Genomic DNA, 14,016 nt, shown 5'->3' with positions numbered 1-14,016 from the left:
CCCGCCGATTTACCAGGTCAGCACGATCTTGCCGATATGTTCGCTCGACTCCATCAGGCGGTGCGCGTCGGCGGCTTGCGCGGCCGGGAACACCTGGTGGATCACCGGCTTGATCTTGCCGCCGGCCAGCAGCGGCCACACCTGCTCGTGCAGTGCCGCGGCGATCTTGCCCTTGAACGACGCCGGGCGCGGACGCAGCGTCGAGCCAGTCACGGTGATGCGCCGGCGCAAGATGTCGCCCAGCGGAATCTCGGCCTTGGCGCCGCCCAGCAGCGCGATGATGACGATGCGGCCGTCGTCGGCAATGCACTTGAGCTCGCGCGCCAGGTAGGGGCCGGCAACCATGTCGAGGATCACGTCGACGCCCTTGCCGCCGGTCAGCGCGGCCACCTCGGCAACAAAGTCCTGGGTCTTGTAGTTGATGGCGCGATCGGCGCCGAGGTCTTCGCAGGCCTTGCACTTTTCGTCGGTGCCGGCGGTGACGAATACCTTGAAGCCCAGCGCCTTGGCGATCTGGATCGCGGTGGTGCCGATGCCGCTGGAGCCGCCCTGGATCAGCAGCGTTTCATCCTTGCCGCGCGGACCCTGGCCCAGGTAGCCGCGATCGAACACATTGCTCCACACCGTGAAGAAGGTTTCCGGCAGCGCCGCAGCCTCGATGTCGCTCAGGCCATCCGGGGCCGGCAAGACCTGCGCCAGCGGCGCGGTGCACAGCTGTGCGTAGCCGCCGCCCTGCACCAGCGCGCAGACGCGGTCGCCCACCTTGAGGCCGAAGCGGTTGTCGGCATGCGCGAGGTCGCCGCCGACCACCACGCCCGCCACTTCCAGGCCGGGCAGGTCCGAGGCACCCGGCGGCACCGGATAGTTGCCGGTGCGCTGGAATACATCCGGGCGATTCACGCCGGCGGCCGCCACGCGGATCAGCACCTCGCCCGCGGCGGGCACCGGATCGGGCCGCTCGGTCAGCTGGAGGACTTCGGGGGCACCGTATTCGCGGATCTCGATGGCTTGCATGCTGCTTTGCTCCTTGTCATTTGCTCGGTGTGAGCCTTGGCTCGATGGGTTGCCGCAGTGTAAACAAAAAAACGGCCGGGCATCGCCCGGCCGTTTTTGCGCGCCGCCGCCTTCCGGCAGCGCCGCCGGGACACGCTGTCCCGCTTATTGCTGCTGCTCCGAGCCACCGGCCGGTGCCGCCGGGGCAGCGCCTTCGCCAGCGTTGATCGGGCTGATGCTGCCACCCTCTTCCGCCAGCGCGGCCTTCAGCGACAGGCGCAGGCGGCCCTTCTCGTCGGCCTGGATCAGCTTGACGCGGACCTGCTGGCCTTCCTTCAGCCAGTCCTTGATGTCCTTCACACGCTCGTTGACGATTTCCGAGATGTGCAGCAGGCCATCCTTGCCCGGCAGGATGTTGACGATGGCGCCGAAGTCCAGCAGCTTCAGCACGGTGCCGGCGTAGATCTTGCCCACTTCGGCTTCCGCGGTGATGCCCTCGATGCGGCGCTTGGCTTCGGCCATGCCTTCGGTCGAGGTCGAGGCGATGGTGATGGTGCCGTCTTCCTGGATGTCGATGGTGGTGCCGGTTTCCTTGGTCAGCGCCTGGATGGTCGAGCCGCCCTTGCCGATTACTTCGCGGATCTTGTCCGGATGGATCTTCATGGTGATCATGCGCGGGGCGTGCGCCGACAGCTCGGTGCGGGCGTGGCCCATGGCTTCCTGCATGTTCGACAGGATATGCAGGCGGCCTTCCTTGGCCTGCGCCAGCGCGACCTGCATGATCTCCTTGGTGATGCCCTGGACCTTGATGTCCATCTGCAGCGCGGTGATGCCGTTGTCGGTACCCGCCACCTTGAAGTCCATGTCGCCCAGATGATCTTCATCGCCCAGGATGTCGGTCAGCACGGCAAACTTGTTGCCTTCCAGGATCAGGCCCATGGCCACGCCGGCCACGTGCGCCTTGACCGGAACGCCGGCGTCCATCAGCGCCAGGCAGCCGCCGCAGACCGAAGCCATCGACGACGAACCATTGGATTCGGTGATTTCCGACACCAGGCGGATGGTGTACGCGAACTCATCGTCCTTCGGCAGCACCGGGATCAGTGCGCGCTTGGCCAGGCGGCCATGGCCGATTTCGCGGCGCTTGGGGCTGCCCACGCGGCCGGTTTCACCGGTGGCGAACGGGGGCATGTTGTAGTGGAGCATGAAGCGGTCGCGGTACTCGCCGGCGAGCGCGTCGATGATCTGCTCGTCGCTCTTGGTGCCCAGCGTGGCCACCACCAGCGCCTGGGTCTCGCCGCGGGTGAACAGCGCCGAGCCGTGCGCGCGCGGCAGCACCGACGAACGGATCTCGATCGGGCGCACGGTGCGGGTGTCGCGGCCGTCGATGCGCGGCTCGCCGTTCAGGATCTGGCCGCGCACGATCTTGGCTTCCAGGTCGAACATGATGTTGCCGACTTCCACCTTGTCGGCTTCGACGCCGGCCTCGGCCAGCGCGGCGGCCACGTTGGCCGACACTTCCTTCAGCTTCTGGCTGCGGGCCGACTTCTGGCGCAGCTGGTAGGCTTCCTGCAGCAGCGGCAGCGCGACTTCGGTGACCTTGGCGATCAGCGGCTCGTTCTTGGCCGCCGGGGCCCAGTCCCACTCGGGCTTGCCGCCTTCGCGCACCAGTTCATGGATGGCGTTGATGGCGGTCTGCATCTGCTCGTGGCCATAGACCACGGCGCCCAGCATCACGTCTTCGGACAGCTGGTTGGCTTCCGATTCGACCATCAGCACGGCGCGCTCGGTACCGGCGACCACCAGGTCCAGGTCCGAGGTGGCGATCTGCGAGCGGGTCGGGTTCAGCAGGTACTGGCCATCCTTGTAGCCCACGCGCGCGGCGCCCACCGGGCCGCTGAACGGGATGCCCGACACGGCCAGCGCAGCCGACGCGCCGATCAGCGCGGGGATGTCGGCCGGCACTTCCGGGTTCAGCGACACCACGTGCACCACCACCTGCACTTCGTTGTAGAAGCCTTCGGGGAACAGCGGACGCAGCGGACGATCGATCAGGCGCGAGGTCAGGGTCTCGTTTTCCGACGGACGGCCTTCACGCTTGAAGAAGCCGCCGGGGATCTTGCCGGCGGCGTAGGTCTTCTCGATGTAGTCAACGGTCAGCGGGAAGAAGTCCTGGCCCGGCTTCGGGTTCTTGGCGGCGACCACGGTCGCCAGCACCACGGTGTCTTCCACATCGACCAGCACGGCACCGCCGGCCTGGCGGGCGATTTCGCCGGTTTCCATGCGGACCGTGTGCTGGCCCCACTGGAATTCCTTGACGACCTTGTTGAACATGGACATATGCATTCCTTGACTTGCGTGCTGGCCGCGCGATCTACGCAATGACACGCGCGCGGCCGGCGACGCCTGCGTTCTCAGCCGCAGGCAAACTGCCGGGTTGCCGGTCGCGGTCGCAGGGAAGTGCTATGCCATTCCAGCGCGGCACCAGCGTTGCCGATGCCGTGCTGGAATGACACAAAGCCCTGTTTCCTTGCCCGATCCGGGTGTTGGATAAAAAGAACAACTTACTCCGTTGCGCGGCTTGCCGCAACGGCGCCCGCGCCATCGACATGGCCGGACGGCGTGAAGCGAAAATCACTCCATTCACAGCCTGCACTCCGGCGGCACGGATTTGCCCCGCCAGAAATGCAAAATGCCTGCTCAGCAATGCTGAAGCAGGCATCGAGGCCTCACGCGAAACCGTGCAAACCCTGGAATCGCGCTGCCATCGGACGCAACCTTACTTGCGCAGACCCAGCTTTTCGATCAGGGCGCGGTAACGGTCGGCGTCGTTGGACTTGAGGTAGTCCAGCAGGCGGCGACGGCGGCTCACCATGCGCAGCAGGCCGCGGCGGCTGTGGTGGTCCTTCATGTTGGCCTTGAAGTGCGGGGTCAGTTCGTTGATGCGGGTGGTCAGCAGGGCCACTTGCACTTCGGGGCTGCCAGTGTCGTTGGCGCCACGGGCGAACTGCTTGATGACTTCGGACTTGTTGATATCGGCGACTGCCATGATGATTTCCTTTCACTTGCGAACGCTACAGCGCGGGATGCGCCGCATGCGTCGTGCCATGCATTTGACTGGCTGCTGCCGCCACCGGACCGGGGCCAGGTAACGACAGCCGCGGATTATAGCCGAAAAGCCGGCGCAGGAGTACCCGGCGCCCCGCCGCTCACGGCCGCTCCATCCTGCAGGTGGTCGGCAGCGTGGTCTGCGCGGCCTTGAGCTTGCGCACGGTGCGGAAGCCATAGCCCGAGCCCTCGTTGTCGAAGCGCACCGCTCCGCCCTGGCGCTCCATCACCGACACGTACAGCGGCTGCAGCACCTGGTGGTCGTCGGCCCGCACCGTGGCCTCGTGGAAGTCGTTGACGTAGCGCATGTGCTCGAGCGCGCGCGCCACCTTGACCGCGTCGGTGGAGCCGGCCTGCGTGATCGCGCGCGCCAGCATCTCGACCATCATCTGCATGCGCAGGTGGACGTAGTCGTCCTTCGGTTCCGGATAGCGCGCGCGGAATTCCTGGTAGAACGCGTCGGACGCCGCCCCGCCCACGTTGGGATGCCACTCCGCCACCGCCAGCACGCGCCCCACCCCGGCATCGCCCATGGCCGCCGGCGCGCCCAGTCCGTTGCCGTAGAAGGTATAGAACTTGGCCCGCAGCCCGCCCTCGCGCGCGGCCTTGACCATCAGCGTCAGGTCGTTGCCCCAGTTGCCGGTAATGACGGCGTCCGCGCCGCTGGCCTTGATCTTGGCGATATAGGGCGCGAAGTCCTTGATCTTGCCGATCGGGTGGAACTCGTCGCCGACGATCTGGATATCGGGCCGGCGCGCCGCCAGCATCTCGCGCGCCGAACGCGCCACCTGGTGGCCGAAGCTGTAGTCCTGGTCGATCAGGTACACGCGGCGCACCGCCTGGTCCTGGCGGATGACCTCGGTCAGCGCCTGCATGCGCATGTCGGCGCTGGCATCGAAGCGAAAATGCCAGAAACTGCAGTTCTCGTTGGTCAGGCTGGGATCGACCGCCGAATAGTTCAGGAACAGCACGCGCGCGTCGGGCTGGCGCGCGTTATGGCGGTTGATGGCCGACACCAGCGCCCCCGCCACCGCCGAGCTGTTGCCCTGCAGCACGAACGGGATGCGCTTGTCGGTCAGCGCGCGCAGCTGGATCAGGCTTTCATCGACATTGCCCTTGCTGTCGAAGGTGACCAACTCGAGCGGCCGCGCACCTTCGGCCGTTTTGACGCCGCCGCGCGCGTTGATGCGCTCGATCGCCAGGCGCAGGTTGCGCGCCACCGCTTCGCCGGCATTTGCGAACGGGCCGGACAGTCCATCGATCATCCCCAGCCGGATCGGCTCCTGCGCCGAGGCGCCCGCCGCTGCCGCCAGCAACAACCCGCCCAGCCATCCCCGCCACCGCGCCGCAACCGTCATTCGTCTCTCCTGGAAAGCGCAGGATAGTAAGGCAGCGTCCGGTTGCGGGCAAATACCGGCGCGGACCGCACCCACACCGCCAGTTCCATGGTGAACCGGCCGCGTTATCGGCTGATCCGCACAAAAGCAGCGCCGAACGCACACACTGGGCGCCGCCGCACTACACTGGCGGTATCCACACCCCATACATCGATCGAGGTCCAGCCATGCATTCCATCATCGCCAAGGGTGGGCGCCGTCTCGTGCTGGCGCTGGGCGTCGCCATGCTGTCGGCCTGTGCCACGCTGATGCCGGTGCAGGAAGGCAGCCGGCTGGTGGGCCAGCCCCAGGCCGCGGTGCAGGCCATGTTCGGGCCGCCCACCGATGTGTTCCCGCTGCGCGACGGCACCACGCGCTGGATCTACTCGAAGCAGCCGATGGGCCAGTATGCCTACGGCGCCGACTTCGACCGCAACGGCAACCTGACCGTGTTCCGCAACATGCTGTCGACGCCCGAGCTGTACAAGGCGCAGGTCAACACCTGGACCAAGCGCGACGTGGCCGAGCACTTTGGCGTGACGCGGCTGCCGGTCAGCTACTACCCGCGCATGCGCAACGAGGTCTGGTCCTACCGCTTCCTCCACGAAGACGTCTGGCCGTCGCTGTTCCACTTCTATTTCGACGATGCCGGCGTGCTGCGCCGGACCCAGATCACGCCCGATCCGCTCTACGACCCCGACGAGCGCCGCTTTTTCTGATGCGCACGCGGGGTAGCCCGCTGCGTGCCCATGAAAAAGCCCGCCATCCCCGGGTCGGGAATGGCGGGCCTGGTCCGTACGTTCAGGCCGGGTAGGCCTTCCGCCGTCTGCGCAGGAGTCAGGGTCAGATCTGCGGGTTGATCTTCTGCACGGCCTTGTCGTGCAGCTTGTTCAGTGCGGCCAGGTAGGCCTTGGCCGAGGCCGCGACGATATCCGGGTCGGTACCCACGCCGTTGACGATGCGGCCGGCCTTGGACAGGCGCACCGTGACTTCGCCCTGGGCCTCGGTGCCGCCGGTGATGGCGTTCACCGAATACAGCACCATCTCGGCGCCGCTGGCCACGCGCGATTCGATCGCATGCAGGGTGGCGTCGACCGGGCCGTTGCCCTCGCCTTCTCCGCTCTGCTCCTGGCCGTCCATGCTGAACACCACGCGCGCATGCGGACGCTCGCCGGTCTCGGAGCGCTGCGACAGCGAGATAAAGCGGAAGTGTTCGTTGGCGTCATGCTGGGCCTCGTTCGAGACGATGGCGACGATGTCCTCGTCGAAGATCTCGGCCTTCTGGTCGGCCAGCTCCTTGAAACGCGTGAAGGCGGCATTGACCTCGCTCTCGCTGTCGAGCTCGATGCCCAGTTCCTGCAGGCGCTGCTTGAAGGCATTGCGGCCCGACAGCTTGCCCAGCACGATCTTGTTGGCGGTCCAGCCCACGTCTTCGGCGCGCATGATCTCGTAGGTGTCGCGCGCCTTGAGCACGCCGTCCTGGTGGATGCCCGAGGCATGCGCGAAGGCGTTGGCGCCGACCACGGCCTTGTTCGGCTGCACCGCGAAGCCGGTGATCTGCGACACCAGCTTGGACGCCGGCACGATCTGCGTGGTGTCGATGCCGAGGTCCAGGTTGAAGTAGTCGCGGCGCGTCTTCACCGCCATCACCACTTCTTCCAGGCTAGTGTTGCCGGCGCGCTCGCCGAGGCCGTTGATGGTGCATTCGATCTGGCGCGCGCCGGCCATCTTGACCGCCGCCAGCGAATTGGCCACGGCCATGCCGAGGTCGTTATGGCAGTGCACCGACCACACCGCCTTGTCCGAGTTGGGAATGCGCTCGCGCACCGAGCGGATCAGCTCGGCATAGCCTTCCGGCACGGCGTAGCCCACCGTATCGGGCAGGTTGATGGTGGTGGCGCCCTCGGCGATCACGCCTTCGAGCACGCGGCAAAGGAAATCCATGTCCGAGCGGCTGCCGTCTTCCGGCGAGAACTCGATATCGTCGGTGAACTGGCGCGCAAAGCGCACCGCCAGGCGCGCCTGCTCGTACACCTGGTCCGGCGTCATGCGCAGCTTCTTCTCCATGTGCAGCGCGGAGGTGGCGATGAAGGTGTGGATACGGAACGAGTTGGCCGGCTTCAGCGCCTCGGCGGCACGGGCGATGTCCTTGTCGTTGGCGCGGGCCAGCGAGCAGATGGTGGAGTCCTTGACCACCTGCGCGATCGAGCGGATCGCCTCGAAGTCGCCGTTGGAGCTCGCGGCGAAACCGGCCTCGATCACATCGACCTTCAGGCGTTCCAGCTGGCGCGCGATGCGGATCTTTTCCTCGCGCGTCATCGATGCGCCGGGCGACTGCTCGCCGTCACGCAAGGTGGTGTCGAAAATGATGAGTTTGTCAGACATGGTGTGGAGCTCCTGATTGCTTATGGTGTGCTGTCCCCGGCATGCTGCGTCTGGGGCTTTACCGCCTGTTCCGCGCTCCACGGCTGTGGAATGCAAAACGCCCCGGCGTGCATGGAGCAGGCCGGGGCGTTGGAAAATTCCTTGCGGATTCCGCGCTAAGGGGTAAGTCCGTCCTTAGCGCGCGCGCGTCCCGACCTGATGGCCTAGTAGGCCACCTAGGGTGGTGCGGGCGATTAGGACTTGGCGCGAAATCATGGCAGCGACTATAGCCGACTTGGCGCGCGCGCGCAACACAGGGTTTTGCCGCACGCGCCGCCGGCGACGGCTTCAGCCCTTGGGCGGGATGCGCAGCTTCTGGCCCGGATAGATCTTGTCCGGGTGGCTCAGCATCGGCTTGTTGGCCTCGAAGATCTTGTTGTACTCGGCGCCGTTGCCGTAGGCGGCCTGCGCGATCGCCCACAGCGTGTCGCCCTTGACCACGGTATGCCATTGCGACTCGGCCGACTCGACGTTGACCGACATCTTGTCCTCGACCTTGTCGACGCCCTCGACATTGCCGGCGCACAGGATGATCTTCTCGCGCGTGGCCTGGTCGGGCGCCACGCCGAACACCGTGACGAGACCCTGCGAGCCGTCGACCTGCACCATCAGCCCGGTCGCGTCCAGCCCCATCTTCCTGATATAGGCCTCGATCGCGTCGCCCGCGGCGCGATTGGCGGCGTCGACCTTCTCCGCCGATGCATCCGCCGCGGCCGCTGCCTGCGCGGCCTTGGCCTCGCCGGTGCCGAACAGCTTTTCTCCCGCTTCCTTGATGAAGTCGAACATGCCCATGACATCCTCCTGACGGTGGGTGGAAAACACTGCAGAGTGCCACGCCCGGATGGCCGCGGCATGAAAACAATTGTGAATCCCGCAAAGCATGAAGGGCGCCTGAGCGCCCTTCTGCGATTTATTCCCGCGGCTTCTTCTCGATCGCCGGCTTGCCATGCATGGCCCGCCAGGCCCACAGCACATAGCCCGAAATCGCGTAGGCCACGAACAGCCCGAACAGCGCCACCGGCGGATCGGTCGAGACCACCACGAACAGCACCAGGACCAGCACCATCATGCCGAACGGCACGCGGTAGCGCACGTCGAGGGCCTTGCCGCTGTAGAACGGCGCGTTGGACACCATCGACAGCCCCGCGTACAGCGTGATGCCGAACGCCACCCACGGCATCCACAGCTCCTTGACCGGCAGCTTGTTGTCGATCACCAGCCAGACGAAGCCGGCCACCAGCGCCGCCGCGGCCGGGCTCGGCAAACCTTGGAAGAAGCGCTTGTCGATGACGCCGATATTGGCATTGAAACGCGCCAGGCGCAGTGCCGCACAGGTGCAGTAGACAAAGGCTGCTATCCAGCCCCACTTGCCCAGGTCATGCAGGATCCATTCGTACATCACCAGCGCCGGCGCGACGCCGAACGAGGTCATGTCCGAGAGCGAGTCATACTGCTCGCCGAACGCGCTTTGCGTATTGGTGATGCGCGCCACGCGCCCGTCCATGCCATCGAGTACCATGGCCGCGAAGATGGCGATGGCGGCAGCGTCGAAGCGCATGTTCATCGCCTGCACGATGGCGAAGAAGCCGGCGAACAGCGCCGCCGTGGTGAAGGCGTTGGGCAGCAGGTAGATGCCGCGCCGGCGCGGGCGCTGGTAGGCGATATCGTGGTCGTCGACGGCTTCGTCGTCGAAGTCGTCGTCGGCGCCGCGCAGCTGGTTGTGGCGGAACGGCCGCAGGTGGGTCACGTTGCCGCTGCCGCTGCGCTTGTTACGTCGATGGAAGGCAACCATCACTGTCCTCCGGTCAGGCCGCCGCTCACTGCACGTCGAGTTCGGCAAGGATGGTCGACGAGGCCGACACCTTCTCGCCGATGGTCACGCGCGGGCGTGCGTCGAGCGGCAGGTACACGTCGACGCGCGAGCCGAAGCGGATAAAGCCGTAGCGCTGGCCGCGCGAGAGGTTGTCGCCGGCCTTGGTGTAGCACAGGATGCGGCGCGCCACCAGGCCCGCCACCTGCACCAGCGTCACCAGCTGGCCGTCGGCCGCGCGCCGGATCAGCACCGCGTTGCGTTCATTTTCGGTCGAGGCCTTGTCGAGGTCGGCATTGACGAACTTGCCGGGAAAGTACTCGACCTTCTCCACCGCGCCGTCGACCGAGACGCGGTTCGAGTGCACGTTGAAGACGTTCATGAAGACGCTGATCTTCAGCGCCTCGCGCTTGGCGTACGGGTCCATGGCCTTTTCGACCACGACGATGCGGCCGTCGGCCGGGGCCAGCACGGCGTTGGGCTGCGACGGGATCGGACGCGGCGGGTCGCGGAAGAACTGCAGCACGAACACCGTGATGATCCACAGCGGCAGCGCCCACCAGAAGCCCGCGCTGGCATGTACCAGCAGCGAGATGACAAAGGCGCCGGCCAGGAATGGCCAGCCTTCACGGGCGATCAGCGGATGAGGATAGTTCATGCAGTACGTGTTTCGGTGGATACAGGCCAGAGCAAGGCGGCCTGGCCGCGGCACGCACGTGCCGCGCCCCCTGCCGGCCGCCGCGGGGAGCAGCATCCGGCACGCCTTGCCCGAAAAGTTCGACAAGGATAACAAAAAGCCGTTCAGGTCCCGGCAATCCCCTTCCGATGATAGAAGGGCAAGGCACGGAACGCTGAACGGCTTCGGCCCGCCGCCGTGCGGCGCGGGCCATCAGGCAGCGCTGGCGATCAGTTCTTCGACTGGTCGACCATCTTGTTCTTGGCGATCCACGGCATCATCGCGCGCAGCTTCTCGCCCACCACTTCGATTTCGTGCTCGGCGTTCAGGCGGCGGCGCGAGATCAGCGTCGGCGCGCCGGCCTTGTTCTCCAGCAGGAAGCTCTTGGCGTATTCGCCGGTCTGGATGTCCTTCAGGCACTGCTTCATCGCCTTCTTGGTCTCCTCGGTCACCACGCGCGGACCGGTGACGTATTCACCATATTCGGCGTTGTTGGAGATCGAGTAGTTCATGTTGGCGATGCCGCCTTCGTAGATCAGGTCGACGATCAGCTTCAGTTCGTGCAGGCACTCGAAGTAGGCCATTTCCGGCGCGTAGCCGGCTTCCACCAGGGTCTCGAAGCCAGCCTTGATCAGCTCGACGGTGCCGCCGCACAGCACGGCCTGCTCGCCGAACAGGTCGGTTTCGGTTTCTTCGCGGAAGTTGGTCTCGATGATGCCGGCACGGCCGCCGCCGTTGGCGGTGGCGTACGACAGCGCGATGTCACGGGCGGCGCCGGACTTGTTCTGGTGCACGGCGATCAGGTGCGGCACGCCGCCGCCTTGCGTGTACGTGGCGCGCACGGTGTGGCCCGGGGCCTTCGGCGCGATCATGATCACGTCCAGGTCGGCGCGCGGGATCACGGCACCGTAGTGCACGTTGAAGCCATGGGCGAAGGCCAGCGCGGCGCCTTCCTTGATGTTGTCGTGCACTTCATTCTTGTACACGTCGGCGATCTGCTCGTCCGGCAGCAGGATCATGACCACGTCGGCGTTCTTGACGGCCTCGGCCACTTCCTTGACCTGCAGGCCGGCGTTGGCGGCCTTGTTCCACGACGCGCCGCTCTTGCGCAGGCCGACGGTCACGTTGACGCCGGAATCCTTCAGGTTCAGCGCGTGGGCATGGCCCTGCGAGCCGTAGCCGATGATGGTGACGTTCTTGCCCTTGATCAGCGAGAGGTCGGCGTCCTTGTCGTAAAACACTTTCATGATAAATCCTTCAATCTCTGTCTTTTATATGAGGGGGGCGGCATCCTCGCGCGCATTGTGTGCGCACGGATCGCGCCGCCCGGGGATACTGCTTGAACCTGTGCGGTCGGCGCCGGATCAGACCTTCAGGATGCGCTCGCCGCGGCCGATGCCCGAGCCGCCGGTGCGGACGGTCTCGAGGATGGCGGTACGGTCGATCGCGTCCAGGAACGCATCGAGCTTGACGCCGTTGCCGGTCAGCTCGATGGTGTAGGTCTTCTCGGTAACATCGATGATGCGGCCGCGGAAGATGTCGGCGGTGCGCTTCATTTCCTCGCGCTCCTTGCCGACCGCGCGCACCTTGACGAGCATCAGCTCGCGCTCGATGTGCGCGCCTTCGGTCAGGTCGACCACCTTGACCACTTCGACCAGGCGGTTCAGGTGCTTGGTGATCTGCTCGATCACGTCATCCGAACCAGTGGTGACGATGGTCATGCGCGACAGCGAGGAGTCCTCGGTCGGCGCCACGGTCAGCGTCTCGATGTTGTAGCCGCGGGCCGAGAACAGGCCCACCACGCGCGACAGCGCACCAGCTTCGTTTTCCAGCAGGACCGAAATGATGTGTCGCATTTACAGGTCCTCCGCGCCGAGCAGCATTTCGGAAATGCCCTTGCCGGCCTGGACCATCGGCCAGACGTTTTCGGTGGGATCGGTCTGGAAGTCCAGGAACACGGTACGGTCCTTCAGGCGGAACGCCTCGCGCAGCGCCGGCTCGACGTCGGAGCTCTTTTCGACGCGCATGCCGACGTGGCCATAGGCCTCGGCCAGCTTGACGAAATCAGGCAGCGCATCCATGTAGGAATGCGAGTAGCGGTTGTCGTACTCGATCTCCTGCCACTGGCGCACCATGCCGAGGTAGCCGTTGTTGAGCGAGCAGATCTTCACCGGGGTGTCGTACTGCAGGCAGGTCGACAGTTCCTGGATGCACATCTGGATCGAGCCTTCACCGGTGATGGTGACGACTTCCTTCTCCGGGAACGCCTTCTTGATGCCCATCGCGTACGGCAGGCCCACGCCCATCGTGCCCAGGCCGCCGGAGTTGATCCAGCGGCGCGGCTCGTTGAACTTGTAGAACTGCGCCGCCCACATCTGGTGCTGGCCGACATCGGAGCAGATGAAGGCGTCGCCGTGGGTCAGTTCCCAGATCTTTTCCACCACGTATTGCGGCTTGATGATCTCGGAGCTGCGGTCGTACTTCAGGCAGTCGACCGAGCGCCATTGCTCGATCTGCTCCCACCACCTGGCGAGCGCCTCGCGCTTGGGCTTGACGTCGCTGGCCTTGATCTGGGCGATCAGTTCCTGCAGCACGTCCTTGACGTTGCCGACGATGGGGATATCGACCTTGACGCGTTTGGAAATCGACGACGGATCGATGTCGATATGGATGATCTTGCGCGCCTGCGAGGTGAAGTGCGAAGGATTGCCGATCACGCGGTCGTCGAAGCGGGCCCCGATGGCGATCAGCACGTCGCAGTTCTGCATGGCCATGTTGGCTTCATACGTGCCGTGCATGCCGAGCATGCCGACGAACTGCTTGTGGGTGCCGGGGAACGCGCCCAGGCCCATCAGCGTGTTGGTCACCGGGTGGCCGGTCAGCGCCGCGAGCTGGCGCAGCTCGTCACTGGCATTGGCCAGCACCACGCCGCCACCGCTGTAGATGTACGGGCGCTCGGCGTTCTGCAGCAGCGCCACGGCCTTGCGGATCTGGCCCGAGTGGCCCTTGTTGACCGGGTTGTACGAGCGCATGTCGATCGACTTGGGGTACTCGTACTTGCAGGCATTGCGCGAGACATCCTTGGGGATGTCGACCACCACCGGGCCGGGACGGCCGGTCGAGGCAATGAAGAACGCCTTCTTGATGGTCGCGGCGAGGTCGCGCACGTCCTTCACCAGGAAGTTGTGCTTGACGATCGGGCGGGTGATGCCGACGGTGTCGCACTCCTGGAAGGCGTCCTGGCCGATGGCGTGGGTCGGCACGTTGCCGGTGATCACCACCATCGGGATCGAGTCGAGGTACGCGGTGGCGATGCCGGTGACGGCATTGGTCACGCCGGGACCCGAGGTCACCAGGGCGACGCCCACCTTGCCGGTTGCGCGTGCGTAGCCGTCCGCGGCATGGACCGCGGCCTGCTCGTGGCGCACCAGGATGTGCTCGAACTTGGTTTGCTTGTGGAGCTCGTCGTAGATATACAGCACTGCGCCGCCGGGGTAGCCCCAGACGTACTCGACGCCTTCTTCGGCAAGTGCGTGAACGAGGATTTCCGCCCCGATCATTTCGGGTGCGGCAGATGAATTGCTATCGGCGTGGGAGAATTCCGCGCTGGGCATGTTCATTTCAGTCCT

Annotated in this window: 12 protein-coding genes; 1 reads left to right on the top strand and 11 read right to left on the bottom strand. The window is 65.5% G+C overall.

The features are described 5' to 3' along the window. Positions 1–9: 9 nt before the first annotated feature. The 4 genes from AC3FMM_RS14380 to AC3FMM_RS14365 form a co-directional block, all read right to left on the bottom strand. Positions 10–1,014, bottom strand: coding sequence for an NAD(P)H-quinone oxidoreductase (locus AC3FMM_RS14380; RefSeq protein ID WP_115708770.1), 1,005 nt, complete (start codon positions 1,012–1,014; stop codon positions 10–12). Between the two features lie 144 nt (positions 1,015–1,158). Continuing rightward, a complete protein-coding gene (gene pnp / locus AC3FMM_RS14375; RefSeq protein WP_115679820.1) occupies positions 1,159–3,333 on the bottom strand; it encodes a polyribonucleotide nucleotidyltransferase in 2,175 nt (724 codons plus the stop codon). A 439-nt stretch (positions 3,334–3,772) separates the two neighbouring features. Next, positions 3,773–4,042 (bottom strand): 30S ribosomal protein S15, encoded by a 270-nt coding sequence (gene rpsO / locus AC3FMM_RS14370; protein WP_010809136.1) that lies wholly within the window; start codon positions 4,040–4,042, stop codon positions 3,773–3,775. 160 nt (positions 4,043–4,202) lie between these two features. Continuing rightward, positions 4,203–5,459: a branched-chain amino acid ABC transporter substrate-binding protein gene (locus tag AC3FMM_RS14365; RefSeq protein ID WP_116294689.1), complete on the bottom strand. Its 1,257-nt coding sequence runs from the start codon at positions 5,457–5,459 to the stop codon at positions 4,203–4,205. 206 nt (positions 5,460–5,665) lie between these two features. Between AC3FMM_RS14365 and AC3FMM_RS14360 the strand changes: the two genes are divergently transcribed. Then, positions 5,666–6,196, top strand: coding sequence for a hypothetical protein (locus AC3FMM_RS14360; protein ID WP_115708766.1), 531 nt, complete (start codon positions 5,666–5,668; stop codon positions 6,194–6,196). 124 nt (positions 6,197–6,320) lie between these two features. On the opposite strand, the gene AC3FMM_RS14355 is transcribed toward AC3FMM_RS14360, so the two are convergent. The 7 genes from AC3FMM_RS14355 to AC3FMM_RS14325 form a co-directional block, all read right to left on the bottom strand. Beyond that, a complete protein-coding gene (locus AC3FMM_RS14355) occupies positions 6,321–7,862 on the bottom strand; it encodes a 2-isopropylmalate synthase (protein ID WP_488686856.1) in 1,542 nt (513 codons plus the stop codon). 327 nt (positions 7,863–8,189) lie between these two features. Further along, positions 8,190–8,693, bottom strand: a complete 504-nt coding sequence (gene lysM, locus AC3FMM_RS14350; protein WP_062797740.1) for a peptidoglycan-binding protein LysM — start codon at positions 8,691–8,693, stop codon at positions 8,190–8,192. Positions 8,694–8,811: 118 nt separating this feature from the next. After that, a complete protein-coding gene (pssA, locus tag AC3FMM_RS14345; RefSeq protein ID WP_115708762.1) occupies positions 8,812–9,693 on the bottom strand; it encodes a CDP-diacylglycerol--serine O-phosphatidyltransferase in 882 nt (293 codons plus the stop codon). 25 nt (positions 9,694–9,718) lie between these two features. After that, positions 9,719–10,369 (bottom strand): phosphatidylserine decarboxylase, encoded by a 651-nt coding sequence (locus AC3FMM_RS14340; RefSeq protein ID WP_115708761.1) that lies wholly within the window; start codon positions 10,367–10,369, stop codon positions 9,719–9,721. 248 nt (positions 10,370–10,617) lie between these two features. Beyond that, a complete protein-coding gene (gene ilvC / locus AC3FMM_RS14335) occupies positions 10,618–11,634 on the bottom strand; it encodes a ketol-acid reductoisomerase (RefSeq protein ID WP_115708759.1) in 1,017 nt (338 codons plus the stop codon). Positions 11,635–11,751: 117 nt separating this feature from the next. Then, complete coding sequence (gene ilvN, locus AC3FMM_RS14330) at positions 11,752–12,243, bottom strand: acetolactate synthase small subunit (RefSeq protein ID WP_012352317.1); 492 nt, start codon at positions 12,241–12,243, stop codon at positions 11,752–11,754. Beyond that, positions 12,244–14,007, bottom strand: coding sequence for an acetolactate synthase 3 catalytic subunit (locus tag AC3FMM_RS14325; protein ID WP_111519551.1), 1,764 nt, complete (start codon positions 14,005–14,007; stop codon positions 12,244–12,246). It abuts the gene before it with no gap. Positions 14,008–14,016 lie beyond the last annotated feature (9 nt).

It is taken from the genome of Cupriavidus sp. 207A1 (assembly GCF_057798955.1).
The sequence above is the reverse complement of the archived record's forward strand: the minus strand, read 5'-3'. Positions and strand labels throughout refer to the sequence as shown.